The sequence below is a fragment of the Zobellella endophytica genome (assembly GCF_003012775.1).
GTDB lineage: Bacteria > Pseudomonadota > Gammaproteobacteria > Enterobacterales > Aeromonadaceae > Oceanimonas > Oceanimonas endophytica.
Window position 1 is genome coordinate 1 of the sequence record NZ_PXYG01000010.1, and the last position, 20,476, is coordinate 20,476.

The 20,476-nt window shown below is 63.4% G+C and carries 18 protein-coding genes, 1 tRNA gene and 1 pseudogene; 10 read left to right on the forward strand and 10 right to left on the reverse strand.

The genetic code is table 11. From position 1 onward, the window contains the following. Nucleotides 1-14: 14 nt before the first annotated feature. Together C7H85_RS17150 and C7H85_RS17155 are read left to right on the forward strand one after the other, a co-directional pair. Nucleotides 15-91 (forward strand) — tRNA-Asp (locus C7H85_RS17150). Between the two features lie 62 nt (nucleotides 92-153). Next, entirely contained in the window at nucleotides 154-975 is an 822-nt protein-coding gene (locus C7H85_RS17155) for a phosphatase PAP2 family protein (protein ID WP_245879708.1), read from the forward strand. Nucleotides 976-982: 7 nt separating this feature from the next. On the opposite strand, the gene C7H85_RS17160 is transcribed toward C7H85_RS17155, so the two are convergent. From C7H85_RS17160 to rnk, 3 genes are all read right to left on the reverse strand, one after another. Next, the gene (locus C7H85_RS17160) at nucleotides 983-1,885 is read right to left on the reverse strand and encodes a LysR family transcriptional regulator (RefSeq protein ID WP_106730935.1); all 903 of its coding nucleotides are present in this window, start codon (nucleotides 1,883-1,885) and stop codon (nucleotides 983-985) included. A 69-nt stretch (nucleotides 1,886-1,954) separates the two neighbouring features. Further along, nucleotides 1,955-2,911 (reverse strand): AEC family transporter, encoded by a 957-nt coding sequence (locus tag C7H85_RS17165; RefSeq protein WP_106730936.1) that lies wholly within the window; start codon nucleotides 2,909-2,911, stop codon nucleotides 1,955-1,957. Nucleotides 2,912-3,040: 129 nt separating this feature from the next. Next, a complete protein-coding gene (gene rnk / locus C7H85_RS17170; RefSeq protein WP_106730937.1) occupies nucleotides 3,041-3,442 on the reverse strand; it encodes a nucleoside diphosphate kinase regulator in 402 nt (133 codons plus the stop codon). A 241-nt stretch (nucleotides 3,443-3,683) separates the two neighbouring features. Here rnk and C7H85_RS17175 point away from each other — a divergent pair, with 241 nt between their 5' ends. Further along, entirely contained in the window at nucleotides 3,684-4,277 is a 594-nt protein-coding gene (locus tag C7H85_RS17175) for an OmpW family outer membrane protein (protein ID WP_106730938.1), read from the forward strand. An 82-nt stretch (nucleotides 4,278-4,359) separates the two neighbouring features. Here the strand turns inward: C7H85_RS17175 and lhgO are convergent, their stop codons facing one another. Continuing rightward, on the reverse strand, nucleotides 4,360-5,571 hold the full coding sequence (gene lhgO, locus C7H85_RS17180) for an L-2-hydroxyglutarate oxidase (protein ID WP_106730939.1): 1,212 nt from the start codon (nucleotides 5,569-5,571) through the stop codon (nucleotides 4,360-4,362). 110 nt (nucleotides 5,572-5,681) lie between these two features. Continuing rightward, a complete protein-coding gene (gene glaH, locus C7H85_RS17185) occupies nucleotides 5,682-6,650 on the reverse strand; it encodes a glutarate dioxygenase GlaH (RefSeq protein WP_106730940.1) in 969 nt (322 codons plus the stop codon). Nucleotides 6,651-6,813: 163 nt separating this feature from the next. On the opposite strand from glaH, the gene csiR reads away from it, so the two are divergent. The 6 genes and pseudogenes from csiR to C7H85_RS17215 all read left to right on the forward strand — a co-directional run bounded on the left by csiR (nucleotide 6,814) and on the right by C7H85_RS17215 (nucleotide 13,923). Then, the gene (csiR, locus tag C7H85_RS17190) at nucleotides 6,814-7,503 is read left to right on the forward strand and encodes a DNA-binding transcriptional regulator CsiR (RefSeq protein WP_106730941.1); all 690 of its coding nucleotides are present in this window, start codon (nucleotides 6,814-6,816) and stop codon (nucleotides 7,501-7,503) included. A 240-nt stretch (nucleotides 7,504-7,743) separates the two neighbouring features. Next, a pseudogene (gene metE, locus C7H85_RS17195) lies at nucleotides 7,744-9,850 on the forward strand (5-methyltetrahydropteroyltriglutamate--homocysteine S-methyltransferase). 36 nt (nucleotides 9,851-9,886) lie between these two features. Next, the gene (gene metF, locus C7H85_RS17200; protein ID WP_106730942.1) at nucleotides 9,887-10,789 is read left to right on the forward strand and encodes a methylenetetrahydrofolate reductase; all 903 of its coding nucleotides are present in this window, start codon (nucleotides 9,887-9,889) and stop codon (nucleotides 10,787-10,789) included. Between the two features lie 206 nt (nucleotides 10,790-10,995). Next, nucleotides 10,996-12,003: a DctP family TRAP transporter solute-binding subunit gene (locus tag C7H85_RS17205; RefSeq protein WP_106730943.1), complete on the forward strand. Its 1,008-nt coding sequence runs from the start codon at nucleotides 10,996-10,998 to the stop codon at nucleotides 12,001-12,003. Nucleotides 12,004-12,137: 134 nt separating this feature from the next. Next, nucleotides 12,138-12,629: a TRAP transporter small permease gene (locus C7H85_RS17210; protein ID WP_106730944.1), complete on the forward strand. Its 492-nt coding sequence runs from the start codon at nucleotides 12,138-12,140 to the stop codon at nucleotides 12,627-12,629. Next, nucleotides 12,619-13,923, forward strand: coding sequence for a TRAP transporter large permease (locus C7H85_RS17215; RefSeq protein WP_106730945.1), 1,305 nt, complete (start codon nucleotides 12,619-12,621; stop codon nucleotides 13,921-13,923). Before C7H85_RS17210 ends, C7H85_RS17215 begins: the two co-directional genes overlap by 11 nt. Nucleotides 13,924-14,264: 341 nt before the next feature. Here C7H85_RS17215 and C7H85_RS17220 read toward each other — a convergent pair whose 3' ends face one another. From C7H85_RS17220 to C7H85_RS17230, 3 genes are all read right to left on the reverse strand, one after another. Then, complete coding sequence (locus tag C7H85_RS17220) at nucleotides 14,265-14,450, reverse strand: hypothetical protein (protein ID WP_106730946.1); 186 nt, start codon at nucleotides 14,448-14,450, stop codon at nucleotides 14,265-14,267. Nucleotides 14,451-14,625: 175 nt separating this feature from the next. Further along, nucleotides 14,626-16,884, reverse strand: coding sequence for a heavy metal translocating P-type ATPase (locus C7H85_RS17225; protein WP_106730947.1), 2,259 nt, complete (start codon nucleotides 16,882-16,884; stop codon nucleotides 14,626-14,628). 33 nt (nucleotides 16,885-16,917) lie between these two features. After that, nucleotides 16,918-17,841 carry a LysR family transcriptional regulator ArgP gene (locus C7H85_RS17230; RefSeq protein ID WP_106730948.1) on the reverse strand — a complete coding sequence of 308 codons (924 nt, stop codon included), beginning with the start codon at nucleotides 17,839-17,841 and terminating at the stop codon, nucleotides 16,918-16,920. A 97-nt stretch (nucleotides 17,842-17,938) separates the two neighbouring features. Between C7H85_RS17230 and C7H85_RS17235 the strand changes: the two genes are divergently transcribed. Beyond that, on the forward strand, nucleotides 17,939-18,559 hold the full coding sequence (locus tag C7H85_RS17235) for a LysE/ArgO family amino acid transporter (protein ID WP_210433687.1): 621 nt from the start codon (nucleotides 17,939-17,941) through the stop codon (nucleotides 18,557-18,559). A gap of 42 nt (nucleotides 18,560-18,601) precedes the next feature. Here the strand turns inward: C7H85_RS17235 and C7H85_RS19650 are convergent, their stop codons facing one another. Further along, complete coding sequence (locus C7H85_RS19650; RefSeq protein ID WP_146140478.1) at nucleotides 18,602-19,030, reverse strand: hypothetical protein; 429 nt, start codon at nucleotides 19,028-19,030, stop codon at nucleotides 18,602-18,604. A 118-nt stretch (nucleotides 19,031-19,148) separates the two neighbouring features. Further along, nucleotides 19,149-20,417, reverse strand: coding sequence for an O-acetylhomoserine aminocarboxypropyltransferase/cysteine synthase family protein (locus tag C7H85_RS17245; protein ID WP_106730951.1), 1,269 nt, complete (start codon nucleotides 20,415-20,417; stop codon nucleotides 19,149-19,151). Nucleotides 20,418-20,476: the final 59 nt, after the last annotated feature.

A 20,476-nucleotide genomic window follows, 5' to 3' on the forward strand; every position in this document is an offset into this window, starting at 1 on the left:
TATACGGCTTTTGCGGAGCGGTAGTTCAGTTGGTTAGAATACCGGCCTGTCACGCCGGGGGTCGCGGGTTCGAGTCCCGTCCGCTCCGCCATTACCTCAAAGCCCTGACCGATTGGTCAGGGCTTTTTCGTATTGGCTGCGCCGGACTACTGGATGAAGTCGGCGCTTCGCCCTCTGCTTCCGGGAGAGCATAGTGCCGGAATCTTCCCACTATTATCTGCACAGCACCATTTAAATTCCGTACAATGCCCGCCTTGTTATAAGGGGGGGCTTATGCCGATGCAATTCAATAAACTGATCTTGTGGAATTTCGTTGCCGTGGCGGTGTTGGCCAGTTGGTACTGGCTGCCCGGGCATGGTTTCTGGTTCCAGATTGACCGGGCTGTTTTCTATTTTTTCAATAACAAACTGGGCGAGAGCCAGGCCTGGGTCAACATGATTGCCGTGGCCAATAACCGGGCATTCGATGCAGTGGCATTATTGGTCATGGGGTTGGTGTATTACAGCTATTACCGGAAAGCTGATGCCGAGCAAAAACGACGGCTGCTGATCGTCGGCTTGCTGATGTTGTTGACCGCGGTCGGGCTGAACCAGTTAGGCCGGACCATTCCGGTGGAAAGACCGAGCCCGACCCTGACCTTCGACAATATTCATCGTCTGACCGAACTGGCCGGATTCAAGACCAAGGATGCTTCCGGCGACAGCTTCCCCGGCGATCACGGTCTGATGCTGATGATCTTCACCGGTTTCGTCTGGCGTTATCTGTCCTGGCGAGCGGGGCTCTGGGGCTGCCTGTTTGTGGTGATCTTTTCCGCTCCCCGGGTCATGGGCGGCGCCCACTGGTGGAGCGATATCTATGTCGGCGCCTTCGCGGTGGCGGTGTTCGGCCTGGCCTGGCTGCTGCAGACGGGGCTGATGGATGCGGTCATCGGCTGGCTGAATCATCGCCTGCCCCGTTTTAAGCGCGCCGGATGACGAGCGGCTACTTATTATCCTGAAACAGGGTCGGGATCTGGCGAATAAGCCAGCTCTTGGCCTTGCCCATGGCATCCCTTCTCCAGGCCAGCACCACGTCAGTGGTTTCCCTACAACTGGCCGATACTTCCTTCAGCTCGCCGGTTTCCAGCATGTCGCCCAGCCAGGACAGGGGGACCGATGAAATACCCAATCCCGCTTTGACTGCGGTGATCTTGTCCTGCATGGTGCTGACGGTCAGCCGTGATTGCTTGTCGAACAACCGGAAGGTGAGCGGCGGCTTGAAGCGAGCGGTATCCGCCACGGCGATGGCCCGGTAGCGGCTGAAAATGTCCTCGGTCAGTGGGCCCGGCTCCTGGTGGATGGGATGTGCCGGATGGGCCACATAGACAAAGGTTTCATGATAGAGAAACTGGGTCTTGATGCCGGGGCTCCGCACCGAGTCTGCACGCAGCGGAGTGATGGCCAAATCGGCGCGTCCGGTTTCCAGGGCTTCCCAGGTGCCGGCCAACACCTCATGGGCCAGTTTGATATCGGTTTCGGTCTGGCGGGAGAGGGCGTCCAGCACCGGAAACAGCAACTGGCTGGGCATGATGGCGTCGATGGCGACGGTAAGCCGGGTTTCCCAGCCCCGTTCCAGCGCCCTGGCATCATCCACCAGCTGATTGGCGGCAAACAGCAACTGACGTCCCCGCTCCAGCATCAGCCGGCCTACCGGGGTGAACTGGGTCTTGTGACCGGAACGATCGAACAGTGCCAGATCCAGCTCGTCTTCCAGCTTCTGGATGGTGTAGCTGAGCGCGGAAGGCACTTTGCCCAGCTCTTCGGCGGCGGCGGCGAAGCTGCCCCGGCGTTCGATGGCATCCAGCACCCGCAGGGCTTCCAGGGTCAGGGCTTTTTCTCTAGACATAGCTCGTTATCAGGCTGTTGGGGGTGGCCCACAATAACGCAGCACCGCAGCGGTTGCACCCGCTAGCCGTCAAAACCAGCCCAAGCCTTTCAGCAGCGCGGCCCCCAGGCTGGTGGTGACCAGGGAGCCCAGGGTGGTGACGGCGATGATGTTGGCCGCCAGCACGGCATTGCCGCCCATGGCGCGCACCATCACGTAGCTGGCGGCGGCGGTGGGGGAGGCGTTGATCAGAAACAGCATGGTCAGCTCGTTGCCGCGAAAGCCGACCAGGTAACCGCCGAGGGTGATCAGCAGGGGGATAGCCAGCAGGCGCAGCAGGGCAACTGGGGGGACCAGTCCGGTTTCCTCCCGGCCCCGTTTCAGGCTCAGGGTGGCGCCGGTGCAGAGCAGCGCCACCGGCAGCGTCATCTGGGCCAGGTAGTGGCCGGTTTTCATCAGCACCGCCGGCACCTGCCAGTCGCTGGCGGCGAAGGGAAGGGCCGCCACTATGCCGATAATCAGCGGGTTCTGGACAATGCCCCTGATGATGTTGCCCAACTGCAGGCCTTTGTCCTGGCTCAGGCTGCGGTTCAGGGTCACCACCGCCAGGATGTTGAACAGTATGGTCAGGCAGGCTACATACATGGCCACCGACGCCACGCCCCGGGCGCCGTAGGCATTGTTGACGTAGGCCAGACCGATGATGCCCATGTTGGCGCGGAAGGCACCCTGTACCAGAATACCGCGTAGCCGCTTGTCCTCGGTCATGCGCATGGCCAGCAGCTCCAGTAGCACAAAGGCTGCCAGGGTGGCCAGCAGGCCATACAGGATCAGCGAGGGACTGGCCATCTGGCTGAAATCGGTCTGGGCGATGCTGGTAAACAACAGCATGGGCAGGGCAACATTGAACACCAGCTTGCTGGCTCCGTCGATAAAGCCTTCGTTCATCATCTGGGTGCGGCGCAATCCGATGCCGAGTACCAGTAACAGGCAGATGGGGCCGGTAATGGACAGGGAAAACAGTATGCTGCTAATTAGCTCGTTCATGGCGGGCGGATCATGGACAGGGGGTATGCTTAGCATGCCTTGCGCCAGAAGTTAGGGCAATAGCTCGGATATGCGTGGGCAGTGGTAAATGGAAAAAGGCGCATGAGGTGCGCCTTTTTCCATTTACCACTAGTAATCGCCGGCCCGCTCGGGCTGATAGTCAACGGCGGTGATGGTGACCTGCAACATCTTGCCGTTGGGGCCGGGCCACTCGATGCTATGGCCGACGGACAGGCCCAGCAGGGCGCTGCCGATGGGCGCGAGTACCGAGATCTTGTCCTTGGCGCCGTCCATGTCCCGCGGGTAGCACAGGGTCTTGGTCATGGTCTTGTTACTACCGGCCATGGTGAAACTGATACGGGAATTCATGGTCACGATGTTGTCCGGCATGGCGCCGGGTTCAATCACATTGGCGCGATCCAGCTCATGCTCCAACCGACGCAGGGCGTCCGAGTCGGGTTGATGCTCAAGCAGCGCTTCCAACCGGGCCAAATCCAGGGTGGAAATAGTAATAGGCGGCAACTGGGCCATATAAACCTCCATAAAAAAGCAGGCAACGCCAAAAGCGCTGCCTGAACCCGATGCCTAAGATATACCCCAAGCCATGGATTTAAGCCAGTCTCCCGCCAGGCAATTTGTCGAGTTCGCCACGAAATCGGCGTGTTACGGCCACTTTCCCTGGCGACTTTGCGTTAAATCAAAAAAGCCCTGTATTTTGTAAGGCAAACTCCCCCTGACTTCCGATATACCTAAAAAGAAATAAGGACAGAGCATGAAAAAACTTTCCCTGCTGATTGCCGCCGCCTTCATGGTTCCCGTGGCCCAGGCTCATCAAGCCGGCGATATCCTGGTCCGGGGCGGCGCCATCATGGTCAGCCCGACCACGGGTTCCAATGACGTCCTGGACGTACAGCCGGATACACAGCTCGGCCTTACCCTGTCTTATATGCTCACCGATAACTGGGCGGTCGAGTTGCTGGCCGCCACGCCTTTCTCTCACAGCGTCGAGCTGGGCGGTGGCGAAGTGGCCAAGGTCAAGCACCTGCCCCCGAGCCTGATGGCCCAGTACTATTTCGGTGATGCCCAGAGCCGGGTGCGTCCCTATGTGGGCGCCGGTATCAACTATACCTTCTTCTTCGATGAGCAGGGCCGCAACGCCCTGGCCGGCACCGAGGTAAACGCGGATGACTCCTGGGGCCTGGCGGCCCAGGCCGGCCTGGATATGAAGATCAACGACCACTGGTTCGTCAACGGCTCGATCTGGTATCTGGATATCGACACTGATGTGGAAGTGAAGGGAGTGGGGACATTTGACACCCATATCGACCCTGTCGGGCTGATGGTCGGCCTGGGCTACACATTCTGATGGTTTGCAATGTGGGTTGAGAGGTTCTGAAACCTCGGCAGTGTTTGGGCAGACAACGTCTGCCCTTTTTTATGGCGCGCCTTCAGGCGATGGCGGCGGTTTCCCCCACCTGTTCCCTGACCTTGTCGACGATATAGCCGCCGATGGGAATGGCGGAGGTGGCCGCTGGCGAGGGGGCGTTGCAGACGTTGATGGTGCGCCTGGTGTTGACGAACAGGAAGTCGTCCACCAGCCTGCCGTCCCTCGACACCGCCTGGGCGCGGATGCCGGCCGGGTAGGGGGTGAGATCGTCCAACTGCAGGCTGGGGCAGTACTTGCGCACCAGCTCCAGGTAGCCGGCCTTGTTGAGCGAGTTCTTCATCTCGGTCAGCCCCGGCTTCAGGTTTTTCAGCAGCACCTTGAGGATGCCCGGGTAGGTGAACATCTCCAGGGTGTCCTTCAGCGAGATATCGCTCTTGTTGTAGCCTTCCCGCTTGAACGCCAGCACCGCATTGGGCCCGACGGTGACGGTGCCGTCGATCATCCGGGTCAGGTGCACCCCGAGGAAGGGCATGTCGGGATCCGGGATCGGGTAGATCAGGTGGTTCACTATCCGGTTGTGCTCGGGCTTGAGCAGGTAGTATTCACCGCGGAAGGGGCAGATCTTGAACTCGGGCTCGACCCCCAGCATGCGCACCACCCGGTCCGCCATCAGCCCGGAGCAGGACACCAGGTACTTGCCCTGGAACTCGCCCTGGCTGGTCTGCACCACCACCTGGCTGGCTTCCTCCTTCAATCCGGTCACTTCGGCCTGGTAGCGGATCTCCCCGCCCAGGCGCTCGAACTCCCTGCCCATGGCGGCGGTCACCTGCTTGTAGTTGACGATGCCGCTGGAGGGCACGAAGATGCCGCCCAGGCCGGTGATATTGGGCTCCCGCTCCTTCAGCTCGTCGGCGTTCAGCCAGTAGCGCTCCAGGCCGTTGGCCTCGCTCCTGTCCCACAACGCCTTCATCCGTTCCATTTCCAGTTCGCTGGTGGCCACCAGCAGCTTGCCGCATTCGTCATAGGGAATGGCGTGCTCCTGGCAGAACGCCTTGGTCGCGATATTGCCCTCCAGGCAGAACCTGGCCTTGAGGCTGCCCGGGGTGTAATAGACCCCGGCGTGGATCACGCCGCTGTTGTGGCCGGTCTGGTGTCGGGCCGGGCCGGATTCCTTCTCCAGCAGCAGCATCTTGCTGTCCGGATAGGCTTTTTTCAGCTGCCAGGCGGTCGACATGCCGACGATGCCGCCGCCGATGATGATGAAATCAAACACTGTTCTGTTCACCTGTATGTAGAGAGGCAAAAGCCGGGGGCGGACCCCGGCGTTATTGTTCTTGGTGTTGTGCTAAAGGTGCCGCGCCCGGCGACGCCCTGTCAAAGCCTTTAGCCCTGGTTGGGATTCTTCAGGGTCTTGGCATGGGTGAAGTAGCCGCGTTGGCGCATCAGCTCCCGGCGCAGTCCTTCGTGGGCGATGAACTTGTCGCGGCCATGCAGCCAGAAGTGGTTATTGATCAGCAGGAAGGAGCCGGTAGGCACCGGCACCGACAGCTTGCGGGTACTGGTTTCCAGGGCTTCGGACAGATCCGCCAGCCAGACTCCTTCCTCGTAGTTCTTGGGCTGCACGAACTGGTCGATGTAGGCCATGATCGGCTGGCCACCGCGGTCGGTGTCGAACACCGCGTGGTACACGTCCTTGGTGGTGTTCTTGCTGGGCGGCGCGGCCCAGCGCATCACCCGGCGGGCCATGGGATCGGCGTAGAAGCGCGCCAGGTGCTCCCAGTCGTCCAGGTGCAGCAGCAGGGAGTTGCCGCCTTCCATGTTCTGCTCGTCGATCTTCAGCATCAGCACGTAGTCGGTGTCCTGCTCGACGAAGGTGCCGTCGTTGTGCAGCTCCATCACCCGGTGCGCCTGGCGCAGGTAGCTGTCGGAGTTGTCCTGGTTCTGCACCACGAAGCGGGCATAGTACTGGCCGCTCATGGCGTCGTAGTTGGAGCGGCCGAACAGGTGGGCCACGGCGGTGGTGAACTTGACCATGTCTTCCGCCTGCTCGACCTTGTCCAGCCCCTCCGGGGTGATCAGCAGGGCGCCGGTGTCGCGATCCACCAGGGTGTTGATCAGCAACGGCTGCAGCGCCTGACCGCACAGATCGTTGAGGATCTGGCCGACCCGAAAGCGCAGGAAGGACTTGTACTCCAGCGCCTGTATCGGCCATTCGGCGGTGGCGGCCAGGAAGGCGCTGACGGTCTGCGCGTCGAAGCGCAGCTCCAGCAGGCGCTCGGACAGGGCGGCAGGGGCCAGGCTGAAGCCCTGATACTTGTGATTAACGAAATCGGCGGTGGCGACGTTGGACATGATGGCTTCCTTGTTATTTCACGTGGTGTAGGTTAAAGAGGTTAATATCGCTGTATTTATAAAATGTCGACATTTTTTATTTTTGTCAATGAGTGATGTTGATTTTATGAACTCCGTTGCAATTTCGTTATAATCGGGCGAGACCCATCTTCAGGAACAGAGAATGAACAACCTCGACGCACCCCGGGAAAATCTGGCGCGCACGGCCTATCAGCAGCTGAAGCAGGACATTATCCGCAGCCACTTCGGCCCGGGTGAGAAGCTGCTGATGAGCAGGCTGAAAAGTCGTTACGGCCTGGGCGTGAGCCCGTTGCGGGAGGCCCTGTCGCAACTGGTGTCGGAACGGCTGGTCACCGCCGAGAGCCAGCGTGGCTTTCGGGTCAGCCCGATGTCGGTGGCGGAGCTGAAGGACATTTATGACGCCCGCGCCCAGCTCGAAGGACTGGTAGTGGAACTGGCCATGGCCCGGGGTGACGATCTCTGGGAGGCCGGCATAGTGGCGGCCCACCATGCCCTGGCCAAGGTGACTCACCTGGCATCGGTGGAGGAGCAGCTCAACCAGTGGGACAGCCGCCACCAGGCCTTTCACAACGCGGTGGCCGCCGGCTGCCGCTCGCCCCAGTTGCTGGTGGTGCGCCAGACCCTGATGGATCAGGCGGCCCGTTATCGCTACCTGTGGCTGAAACGCACCGTGTTCAGCGAGCAGGCGCTGGCGGAGAAACAGCGGGAACACCTGGCCCTGCTCGAAGCCATACTGGCGCGTAAGCCCCAGGCCGTGGCCATGATGCGCGAGCACCTGCACAGCCCCATCGCCATCATCGCCCAGGTACTGGCCGAACAGGGCGTGCGCTGAGTTTTTCGGGATCGGACTACCCGATCCCGCCTTTCCCCTTTATTCCTTCATTCTATCTTCAGTCACACATGCCACTCAAAAGAGTCCTTCTTTTCCATATATTCTTTTCAGTGCTAATAAATTAGTACTTATCACTTTTTTAAAAGATACCCTTGCCTCCAGAAGTTAAGCCGTGTAAATGTAAAGCCATTTGGACGTCTAAATGTCCTTGTGGCCGAAGAGAGCACGGAGATAACAGCAATGGCCTTGTCCTACAACCTGGGGTTTCCCCGCATCGGTAACCGCCGCCAACTGAAATTCGCCCTCGAGTCCTACTGGAAAGGCCAGTCCGACGCCGGCGAACTCGACACCATCGCCCGGCAGACCCGCAAGGCGGCACGCCAGTACCAGCAGGGGCTGGATCTGCAGCCGGTGGGCGATTTTTCCTTCTACGACAATGTGCTGGACACCAGAGCCCTGCTGGGGGTGATCCCGGCGCGTTTCAACCAGCCGGCGGACCAGACGGTGAGCCTGGACACCTATTTCCGCGTGGCTCGCGGCCGGGCACCGACCGGTGAAAATACCTTCGCCAGCGAGATGACCAAGTGGTTCGACACCAACTACCACTACCTGGTACCGGAAATCACCGCCGATCAGGCCTTCCGCCTGGCCAGCACCAAGCTGTTCGATGAAGTGCAGGAAGCCAGGGAGCAGGGCATTGCCGTCAAGCCGCTGCTGGTACTGGATCTGGCACCCGAGTGGCAACAGGCGGTGACCCGGGCCTACGCCGAGCTGGCCCAGGCTGAGCTCAAGCTGCTGCTGACCACCTACTTCGCCCCCCTGGCCGACAACCTGGCGCTGGTAAGCCAACTGCCGGTGGCCGGTCTGCACGTGGACGCGGTGCTGGGTGACAGCCTCGATACCATCGCCGCCGCCTGGCCCCAGGACAAGGTGCTGTCGGTCGGTATCGTCAACGGCCGCAACATCTGGGCCAACGATCTGCGCGTCTCGCTGAACAAGCTCAAGCCCCTGGCCGAGCGCTACGGCGACAAGCTGTGGATTGCGCCGTCCTGCTCGCTGCTGCACTCGCCGGTGGATCTGGACTCGGAAGACCGGCTCGATCAGGAGCTGAAATCCTGGCTGGCCTTCGCCGCCCAGAAGGTGCAGGAAGTGATCATCCTGACCCGGGGCATCAACCAGGGTGAAGCGGCCATCACCGCCGAGCTGGCCGCCTCCGATGCCAGAGTGGCGTCACGCCAGACCTCCAAGCGCATTCACAACGAGGCGGTCAAGGCGCGGGTGACGACCAGCGCGGGGCGCCTTACGTGGCGCGGGCCCGGGGCAGTCGGCCAAGCTGCCGCTGTTCCCCACCACCACCATCGGCTCCTTCCCGCAAACCGCCGAGATCCGGGCCTTGCGCCGGGATCACAAGGCAGGCAGCCTCGACGAGCAGGCCTACGAGGAAGGCATCAAGGGCTACATCAAACCGGCCATCGACGAACAGCAAGCCCTGGGACTGGACGTGTTCGTGCACGGCGAGGCCGAGCGCAACGACATGGTGGAATATTTCGGTGAACTGCTGGAAGGCTTTGCCTTCACCCGCTTCGGCTGGGTGCAGAGCTACGGTTCCCGCTGCGTCAAGCCGCCCATCATCTTCGGTGACGTCTGGCGCGCCAAGCCGATGACAGTGAACTGGACCCAATACGCCCAGAGCCTGACCGACAAGCCGGTCAAGGGCATGCTTACCGGCCCGGTGACCATTTTGTCCTGGTCCTTCCCGCGGGAAGACGAGACCGACGTCAACTCCGCCTACCAGGTAGCCCTGGCCCTGCGCGACGAAGTGGCGGATCTGGAAGCGGCCGGGGTGGGCATCATCCAGATCGACGAGCCGGCGTTCCGCGAGCTGATGCCGCTGCGCAAGGCGCCTCAGCCGGCCTACCTGGCCTGGGCCGAGAAGGCCTTCCGCCTGAGCGCCTCGGTGGTGGCGGACAGTACCCAGATCCACACTCATATGTGTTATTCTGAGTTCAACGAAATCATCGAGTCCATCGCCCGCCTGGATGCGGATGTGATCACCATCGAAACCTCCCGCTCCGACATGGAGTTGCTGGATGTGTTCCGGGACTTCGCCTATCCCAACGAGATTGGTCCCGGGGTGTACGACATTCACTCGCCGCGCATTCCGTCGGTGCAGGAGATGGTCAAACTGATTGAAAAAGCCGTGGAGCGCCTGCCCAAGGAGCGCATCTGGGTCAACCCCGACTGCGGTCTCAAGACCCGCAACTGGGAAGAAACCCGTGCCGCCCTGGCCAACATGGTGGCGGCCACCGAGCCGTTGCGCCGGGCCTATGCCGAGACCCGGGTATAAAGGAATCGTTTTAATTTAAGTTGTTAGGAGATAAACATGGGTTTTCACAGTGCGCGTCATGTAGAAGCGCTCAACCAGTCGTTGGCCGAACTGAACGGCGATATCAATGTGTCTTTCGAGTTCTTTCCGCCCAACAGCGAGCAGATGGAGCAGACCCTGTGGCACTCCATCGAGCGGCTGAAGACGCTGGCGCCCAAGTTTGTCTCCGTGACTTACGGCGCCAACTCCGGCACCCGGGATCGCACCCACAAGGTGATCAAGGACATCCAGGACAAGACCGGCCTGGTGGCCGCACCGCACCTGACCTGCATCGATGCCAGCCGGGATGAACTGCGCGGCATCGCCCGGGACTACTGGAACAACGGCATCCGCCAGATAGTGGCCCTGCGCGGCGACCTGCCCCAGGGCGTGGAAAAGCCGGACATGTACGCCGCCGATCTGGTGAGCCTGCTGAAGGAAGAGGCCGACTTCGACATTTCGGTGGCGGCCTATCCCGAGGTGCACCCGGAGGCGAAGAGCGCCCAGGCCGACCTGCTCAGCCTTAAGCGTAAGATCGACGCGGGTGCCAACCGTGCCATCACCCAGTTCTTCTTCGACGTCGAGTCCTACCTGCGCTTTCGCGATCGCTGCGTGACCATCGGTATCGACGTGGAGATAGTGCCGGGCATACTGCCGGTGTCCAACTACCAGACCCTAATCAAGTTTGCCGGCTTCTCCAACGTCAAGATCCCGGGCTGGATGCACCAGCGTTACCAGGGGCTGGACGACGATCAGAACACCCGCAACCTGGTGGGCGCCAGCATCGCCATGGATCAGGTACGGGTGCTGAGTCGGGAAGGGGTGAAGGACTTTCACTTCTACACCCTGAACCGCTCCGAGCTGACCTACGCCATCTGCCATACCCTGGGCGTGCGGCCCCAGCCGGCCGCCGCCAAGTAAGTTCCTTGCTATAAAAAAACCGCAAGTCTCGGCTTGCGGGTTTTTTTTATGTATGGGGGACGGGGACCTTGGTTCCCGCTGATGGTTGACTTTTGAGTCCCCTTCGCCCCACTATGGCGGACCGTCGTGTCGCCGGTCGTCCGGCCGGTGTTTTGTTCTGCCCTGCCACGACAGAAACTGCCAATAACAACAGAAAGGACTTCGTTATGCGAGTTAAACAGGTCGTTGCCGCCCTCACCGCCGCCATGAGTTTGACCCTGGCCGCTCCCGCTTTCGCCCAGGAGACTCGTGAGTTTTCCGTCTCCACCGTGCTGTCCGACGCTTTCCCCTGGGGCCAGGCCGCCGCCAAGTGGGCCGAGCTGGTGAACGAGCGCTCCGAGGGCCGCCTGACCCTCACGGTCTATCCCAATGCCCAGTTGGTGTCCGGCGACCAGACCAAGGAATTCTCCGCCATGCGCAGTGGGCTTATCGACATGGCGGTGGCTTCCACCATCAACTGGTCGCCCCAGGTGCCGGAACTGAACCTGTTCTCGCTGCCCTTCCTGATGCCCGACGAGGCGGCCATCGACGCCATCACCCAGGGCAGCGCCGGTGACAAGGTCTTCGCCGCCATCGAAAAACGGGGCGTGATGCCGTTGGCCTGGGGCGAGAACGGCTTCCGCGAGCTGTCCAACTCCAGGCAGGCCATCCAGAGCCCGGAAGACGTCCAGGGCCTCAAGATCCGGGTGGTGGGCTCGCCCCTGTTCCTCGATACCTTTAATACCCTGGGCGCCAACCCGACCCAGATGAGCTGGGCCGACGCCCAGCCGGCACTGACCACCGGCGCCATCGATGGCCAGGAGAACCCGCTGTCGGTGTTCGACGTGGCGCGGGTCGATCAGGTCGGCCAGAAGTACCTGACCCTGTGGCACTATATGGCGGATCCGTTGATCTTCGGCGTCAACCAGAAGGTATGGAAGTCCCTGTCCGCCGAGGATCAGCAGTTGTTGCGCCAGGCCGCCATCGACGCCGGCGCCTGGGAAATCGAGAAATCCCGCAATGAGCTGGCCGACACCCTGGTCGCCATCAAGGAGCGTGGGGTGGCGGTGACCGAGCTGAGCCCCGAGCAGCATCAGGCCTTCGTGGAGGCCACCGCCGCCGTTTATGAGAAGTGGACGCCGCGTATCGGTGCCGAGCTGGTGGCGGAAGCCCAGGCGGCCATCGACGCCCGTTAAACCACGGCCCGGCCCGCGCGGCCGAGGTTTTATCACACCGGCGCCAGGAGGGCGCCTTCGGCCTCGGGGGGAGGCGGGTGTGAGGCCGGCGCGGGCCCATGCCCCCTACTTGCTTACCGAGAGTTGTTGTCCCCATGTCGAAATCTGCCCCCGACGCCAGGCCAGAACGCTGGCTGGCGGCCCTGGCCCTGCTGGCGGTCTGTGTGATCAGCCTGGGCAATGTGGTGGTGCGTTATGCCACCGATGCCTCCTTCGCCTTTACCGAAGAATTTTCCGTGTTCCTGCTGGTGGTGCTCACCTTTGCAGGCGCCTCGCTGGCGTCGCGCCGGCATGCCCATATCCGTATCGAACTGGTGGAAGACAAGCTGCCGCTCCGGTTGCGTCCGGTGCTCTATGTACTGCAGTGGGCCGCCAGCGTGCTGCTGCTGGGATTGGTGGTGTGGTACGGCGGCCTGCTGGCCTGGGAGGAATACCGCTGGGAGTCGCTGTCGCCCGGGCTGGGCTATCCCTCTTGGATCTATATCGTCTGGCTGCCGCTGCTGTGCCTGGCCATCATCTGGCGGCTGACCCAGAGCCTGCTCGAGCGTTGCCGCGCCTGTCGCGAGGAGCCACGCCATGAGTCCTGATCTGCTGATGCTGCTGGTGTTCGGTGCCGCCATGCTGCTGGGGGTACCGGTGGCCTTCGCCCTGGGGCTGGGCGGGGCCGCCGGCATCGTCGTCGGACTGTCGCCGGAGATGCTGGCCACCCTGGGCACCAACACCTACAACAGCATCGCCAAGTATCCGCTGATCGCCATCCCCCTGTTTATCCTCACCGGCCTCATCTTCGAGCGGGCCGGGGTGGCGGCCAGCCTGGTGCGCTTCGCCCAGGCACTGATCGGCCCGCGCCACGGCGGCCTGGGGCTGGTGGTGGTGCTGGTGTGCCTGATCATGGGTGGCATGAGCGGCTCGGGCCCGGCGGACGCGGCGGCGGTGGCCATGGTGATGCTGCCGAGCATGACCCGGGCCGGCTATCCCAAACCCTTCTCGGCGGCGCTGATCGCCTCCGCCTCGTCCACCGCCATCCTGATCCCGCCCTCCATCGCACTGATCCTCTATTCCATCGTGGTGCCCGGGGTCGATCTGCGCGCCCTGTTCGCCGCCGGTTTGTTCCCGGGCATCCTCGCCGGGCTGTCGCTGTTGCTGCCGGTGTGGTGGCTGGCCCGGCGCAACGGCTGGGAGGATCCCAAACAGGGCGAGCGGCCGCCGCTGAAGGAGAGCTTTATCCGCGCCCTGCCGGCGCTGTTCGCCCCGGTGTTGATCCTCGGCGGCCTGCGCTCGGGCCTGTTCACCCCCACAGAAGCGGCGGTGGTGGCGGTGACCTACGGCCTGCTGGTGGGCATCTTCGTTTATCGCCAGCTCAGCCTGAAGGACGTATGGCGCCTGCTCGGCGAGGCGGGCATGGTGTCGGGGGTAGTGATGATCATCATCTCCCTGGCGGGCATCTTCGCCTGGGCCGGCACCACCCTCGGCACCTTCAACCACTTGGCCCAGGCCATGCTGTCCCTGTCGGACAACGGCTGGGTGCTGCTGATGCTGATCATGGTGCTGGTGCTGCTGGCGGGCATGCTGCTCGACGCCATCTCCATCTACCTGATCATCACCCCCATACTGATCCCGCTGATGCAGCACTTCGGCTGGAACCCGGTGTGGTTCGGCATCCTGCTGGCGATGAACATCGCCATCGGCCAGTTCACTCCGCCGGTGGCCATCAACCTGATGGTGACCACCCAGATCGCCGGCATCCGGCTGGAGAAGACCTTCGGCTGGGCGCTGTTCTTTATGTTGACCATGCTGTCGGCGCTGGTGCTGGTGATGCTGTTCCCCGGCATCGCGCTGTGGCTGCCGGAGCGGCTGGGGTTTGTGGTGGGAGCCTGGTAGCCGCGTTGCCGGCTTGATGAGCCGGGGTGCCAAAAGCCCCCGGCTGCAGCCTGTACCGAGCCGTTAACCATCAAGATGGCGTCCGTCGCTCGCTGCATGGCCTGGCAGGCGGGGGCGTTCATCGGCCGAAAGTCAGACTTTTTTAAGGGCCTTCTTCAGCTTTTTCAGTTTGCCTTCATGTTTGGCGATTTTGGCCTTGCGGGTTTTTATCTGTTGCTTCAGGTTTTTTGCCTTGGTTTTTGCCATGGTATGCCTCCTTTAACATATTGTTGTGCCGCTGGGCACGGAATAGAGCGGCGAGCTGGCGGGCGGACAAGGCCAGGTCGACACCCTGCTGGGATTTAGTCGGTAGGCCCGGGCGGGGCCTGTTGCGCGATAAACTCCCGGATAAAACGGCGTATCTCCCGGGCCGCGCTGGAGTCCAGTTGCTCGCATAAATCGATAAAGTCATCGCGCTCTTTGCTGTTGATGCGAATGACCAACTGACCGTCTTTCTTCTGCTTGTGTCGTCTCTGCTCACCGGCCATGGGTGCGATCGATCCCGCGTTTTATAGTGCAATGCAACGTATATACAAAGCGTAGACATTGGAGTGCATATTGAATGTGAACTTTTTATTACGTTACGGTTGGCGCCGATGTTCCTGGCCGACATCCTGAGTGTCGGCCAGGGAGTTCGCCACCCGGCAGGCCGGGCGAATGAGCCTAATGCCGACTACGGAAGGTCAGCAGCCGCAGGGCGTTGAGGGTGACCAGGGCGGTGGCGCCGGTGTCGGCCAGCACCGCCAGCCAGAGTCCGGTGAGTCCGGTCAGGCTGGTGATCAGGAAGATGGCCTTGAGCCCCAGTGCCAGGGTGACGTTCTGGCGGATATTGGCGTGGGTGGCGCGGGACAGCCGGATGGCGTCCGCCAGCCCGGTCAGCCGGTTATGGCCGAGGGCGACGTCGGCGCTGTCCAGCGCCACGTCGGTGCCCTGGCCCATGGCGATGCCCACTCTGGCCCGGCGCAGCGCCGGAGCGTCGTTGATGCCGTCGCCCACCATGGCCAGACTGCGCGTTCGGTCGAGCCGTTCCACTTCCGCCAGCTTGTCCTCGGGTTTCAGCCCAGCCCGGTAGCCGATGCCGAGCTCGCCGGCGATGCGCGCCGCCGCCTGTTCGTGATCCCCGGTCAGCATCAGGCAGTCGATGTTCAGGGCCCGCAGGGCATTGATGCCGGCCTCCGCGTCGTCCCGCAGCTGGTCGGCCAAGGCGAACAGGGCCAGTACGGTTTGCTCCAGCGCCAGCACCACCAGGGTATGGCCGCCGGCCCTGAACGACTCCAGATCCCGGTGCTGATCCGGCGTGAACCAGGCTTCCGGCAGATGGGCGGGGCTGCACAGCAGCAGCGCCTGCTCTCGCCAGCGGCCCTGGATACCGGCTCCGGCCAGGGTGCGCTTGTCCGCAACGGGCTCGGGAGCCAGGCCTTGTGCCTCGGCGGCGGCCACCAGGGCCCGGGCCAGGGGGTGGTGGGAGCCCGACTCCAGGCCGGCGGCCAGGGCCAGGGCCTGGCCGCGATCCAGGGGGGGATAGACCACCAGCTCGGTCAGGGCCGGCTGACCCAGAGTCAGGGTGCCGGTCTTGTCGAAGGCCAGGGTATCGATGCGGCCGAGCTGCTCCAGGGCAGCGCCGCCCTTGATCAGCACGCCCAGGCGGGTGGCGGCGGCCAGGGCCGACGCCACCGCCGCCGGCGTGCTGATCACCAGGGCACAGGGGCAGCCGATCAGCAGCAGCGCCAGGCCCCGGTAGATCCAGGTCTGCCAGTCGGCGCCCAGGGCCAGGGGCGGCAGCAGTATCACCAGCAGGGCGGCCAGCATCATCGCCGGGGTATACCAGCGGCTGAAGCGCTCGATAAAGCGGGCGATGGGGGCACGGTTGGCCTCGGCCTGCTCCATCAGGTGCAGAATGCGGTCCACGGTGTTGTTGCCTGGCTCCGAGGTCACCCTCAACTGTACCGCCACGTCCACCACCAGGCTGCCGGCGGCCAGCCGTTCGCCCCGGCGGCGCTCCACCGGCAGCGACTCGCCGGTGACGGCGCTCTCGTCGAAGGCGGCGAGCGGGGTCAGCAACTCGCCGTCCGCCGGCAGCCGTCCTCCCGGGTGCACCTCGATGCGCTCCCCCGGCGCGAGTTCGGATGCGTCTACCTCTTCCGGGCCGCCGGCACCGAGCCGGCGAGCTTTTTCCGGCACCAGGGCCATCAGCGCCTTCACCCCCTTGCGGGCCCGGCTGGCGGCCAGGCTCTCCAGTTTTTCTCCCACCATGAACAGCAGCACCACCATGGCCGCCTCGGCGGTCTCGCCCAGGAAGAGGGCGCCGGTGGCGGCCACCGTCATCAGGGTTTCGATAGAGAAGGGGGAGCCGCTGCGGGACAGGCGCCAGGCCTGGCGGGCGATGGGGGCGAGCCCCCAGAAGGTGGCCAAGGTAAAGAGCGGCGAGCCCAGCTCCGGTGCCAGCAGGCCGGCCAGAGCGGCGGCCAGCATCAGCACCAGCAGGATCAGTATATCCAACTGTGGTCGCCACCAGGGGACCGGTGCGGGGCTTGCCGGTTTGTGTTCCGTCAGGGGGGTGAAGCCGGCGGCAGTGATGGCCTGCTCCACGGTGGCGGGAGCGGCTTCCGGGGCCAGCCGCACCTGTAATCGTTCGGTGGCGAAGCGGACTTCGGCGCTCAGCACCCCGGGCAGGCGGCGCACCGCGGTTTCAATCTTGGCGGCGCAACTGGGGCAGTCCATGCCGCCGATGCGCCAGTGATGGATGTTCCCTCGCCTGTCGTCCTCCTCGTCGGGAGGCGGGCCGTCCGGTCCCGCCGCGCCTGCGGCGGGAGCTTGGGCCGTGCAGTCATTGGCCCGCTCGGTGCGGGGCGCACAACCGGCATCATGGCGATGCCCGGCGGCGTCTTCCTTGGGGTGATGGTGGTGACAACAGTGTCCCATGGTGCTCTCCTGATGGTGGTTTCTATCCGGAGTTTAGACCCTGGAGGTACCTCCAGAGTCAATAGCCGGCAGCACGGATCGGGCGTGCTCGATCAGCCGGCGGGACAGCAGCTTGTGGATGCCCCGTTCCAGCAGCCAGCGATGCCAGTACAGGGGCTGGATCAGGCGGCCTTGCGGGTGCAGTTCGAGCAGCCGGTCGGCCTCGAGATCCTCGGCGATCATCAGCCGTGGGATCAGGCAATAGGCGGCGCCGGCCCGGGCGATGGCCACGAAGGCTTCGGAGGAGCGCACCGCGTGGCAGGGGTAGCTGCCGGCGGGCAGGCCGAAGTGCCGCGCTATATAGCGTTCGTGCATGTCGTCCTTCTGGTCGAAGGCCACCGCCGGCGCCCGGCGCAGGGCGTCCTGGGTCAGTCCGTCGGCAAAGTAGCGCTCCCGAAAGCCGGGGGTGGCCACCAGCAGGTAGTCCATCTGGCCCAGGGGATCGCAGCGGCAGCCGGGCAGGGGCTCGGCACCGATGCTGATGGCGCCGAAGGCTTCGCCGCTCCTGAGCCGGTCCAGGGTGCGGGACTCGTCCTCGATCAGCAGGTTGAGCTCGATGGGGTGGCCGTGCAGCAGGGGTGTGAGCGCCGGGATCAGCCAGGTGGCCAGGCTGTCGGCGTTGGTGGCGATGGCCACCCCCAGCGGTTTTTGCGGCGCGTCCGGCAGCAGCTCCGCCATCACCGCGCTTTCCAGCTGGCTGACCTGGCGATAGTGGGCCAGCAGGCGGCGGCCCGCTTCCGTGGGATGGGGCGGCTGGCCGCGCACCAGCAAGGGCTGGGCCAGTCGCTGTTCCAGTTGCTTGATGCGCTGGGACACCGCCGACTGGGTCAGGTGCAGCTGGCGGGCGGCGCCCTCGAAGCTTTGTTCGCTCACCACCCGGTCGAGGGCGGCCAGCAGTTTGTAGTCCAGTGTCTTCATTAAATTTTCTTATATTAATCAATTTTTATTAGTTTTACTTAATTCTAGGGGCGCTCTAGTCTGGCCGCCAGTCGGTAAAGCAAAACGGAGCGAGATCATGTACTGGTTACCCTGGATACAGGGCTTCACCCTGGGGGCGGGGCTCATCATCCCCATCGGCGCGCAGAACGCCTTCGTGCTCAATCAGGGCATCCGGCGCCAGCATCATTTGCTGGTGGCGGCCATCTGCGGCCTGTTCGACGTGCTGCTGATAAGCCTCGGCGTGTTCGGCGGCGGTGCCGCCCTGCAGGCCCACGGCCTGCTGTACTGGGGCATCAGCCTGGCGGGCATGGTCTTTCTGCTGCTGTACGGCGCCCACTGCTGGCGCCGGGTGTTCCGGCGGGAACAGGCGCTGGCGCTGGACGGCCGGGAGCGGGGGCTGAGGGCGGTGCTGGTCGGGGCGCTGGCGGTGACCCTGCTCAATCCCCAGGTCTATATTGAAACCGTCATGATACTGGGCTCGGTGGGCGGCGGTTTCGCCGAGGAGCACAAGTGGGCCTTCGCCCTGGGTTGCATCAGCGCCTCGCTGATCTGGTTTTTCACCCTGGCGCTGGCGGCGGCGAAGATGAGTGCCTGGCTCGGCCGGCCTGTGGTACAGAAGGTGATGGACGCCGCCATCGGCACCCTGATGTGGCTGCTGGCCGGCAAGCTGGCGCTGGGGCTGATGGCGGTGAGTTAGAGGAGGGCTGAGCCAGGCGGCAGATGCCGGGCACGTCCAGCATCAGGCCGTGGGGGTTGCAGGGGGACTCCAGATAGACGCGCAGCCGGGCGCCGGCGGCCAGCGCCTCCCGGTGCTCCGCCAGCGCCCGGTTGAGGGCCAGGCGGAAGTTCCGGGCCTCACAGTCGTCGAACCATTCCAGCCGGATGCCGAGTTTCTCCGGCCGGGCGTAGTAGTCCTGCAGCAACTGGTGCACGCCGCCGTAGAGGTTGAGTCCGACAGCAGGCTGTCCAGGCTCTCTCGGGTGAGTCGCCAGAGGGCGTGGATATCCTGGTTGGTACGATAGAGGTTGAGCGCCGCCCCGGCCAGGTGTTGGCCGAAGGGACTGGCGGGATCGATGCCGAAGTGGTGCAACTGCTCTTGGATCAGGGCGTCTTCGCTGTCGCCCTGCTGGTTGTGGCGCAGGGGCGAGAGTTCCGGGTTGACAGCCATGGAGGCTCCTTGACGAGGAGCGGACCTGCAAGGTTAAGAATAGGTGAAGAGAACGGGCCTGTAGATGCGAATGGGTAGGTGGGACAGGAATAGGGCCGCCAGAGGGCGGCCCCATGGCTCAGGCTTCCAGGGCCTGGACGAGGTCCGCGATGATGTCGTCGCTGTGCTCTATGCCGATGGACAGGCGGATCATCTCCGGCCGCACACCCGCCTGCGCCAGTTCGTCCGGGGTTAGCTGGCGGTGGGTGGTGGAGGCCGGGTGGCAGGCCAGGGACTTGGCGTCGCCGATATTGACCAGCCGCTTGACGAGTTTGAGGGCATCATAGCAGCGCACGCCCGCCTCAAAGCCGCCCTTGAGCCCGAAGGAGAGGATGGCCGAGGGCTTGCCCTGCATGAAGCGTTGTGCCAGCTCGAAGTCCGGATGCTCCGGCAACCCCGCGTAGTTGACCCAAGCCACCGCCGGGTGGTTTTGCAGGAAGTCGGCTACCTTGAAGGTGTTGCCCACATGGCGCTCCATGCGCAGGGGCAGGGTCTCCAGTCCCTGCAGCAGCAGGAAGGCGTTGAGCGGTGCCAGGGCGCTGCCGGTGTTGCGCAGGGGCACGGTGCGGGCGCGGGCGATAAAGGCCGCCGGGCCGAAGGCCTCGGTGTAGACCACGCCGTGGTAGGCCGGCTCGGGGGTGTTCAGCTGGGGGAAGCGCACCTTGTGCTCGGCCCAAGGGAAGCGGCCGCTGTCCACTATGATGCCGCCCAGGGAGTTGCCGTGGCCGCCGATGTACTTGGTCAGCGAATGCACCACTATGTCGGCGCCGAACTCGATGGGCTTGCACAGGATAGGGGTGGCGACGGTATTGTCGACGATGAGTGGCACTCCCCGGGCATGAGCCGCGTCGGCCAGGCCCTGGATATCGGCGATGTTGCCCGCTGGGTTGCCGATGCTTTCGCAGTACACCGCCTTGGTGTTGTCGTCGATGAGCTTGGCGATGGCGGCGGGGCTGGCGTCCTCGGCGAAGCGTACCTCGATGCCGAGACTCGGCAGCATATGGGCGAACAGGGTATAGGTGCCGCCGTAGAGCTGGGGCGTGGAGACGATGTTGTCGCCGCCCTGGGCCAGGGTAAGGATGGCGTAATGGATGGCGGCGCTGCCCGCGGACACCACCAGGCCGGCGATACCGCCTTCCAGCGCCGCCACCCGCTGTTCCAGCACGTCGTTGGTGGGATTCATGATGCGGGTATAGATGTTGCCCGGCACCTCCAGGTTGAACAGATCGGCGCCGTGCTGGGCGCTGTCGAATTCATAGGCCACCGTCTGGTAGATGGGAGTCGCCACCGACTTGGTGGTGGGATCCGTGCTGTAGCCGTGGTGGATGGCCAGGGTTTCGTCTTTCATCAGTGTCCTTTCCTTGTACTCGGTTGAAGCCTCACTCTAGGCAGTTCCGTCCAGGCTGT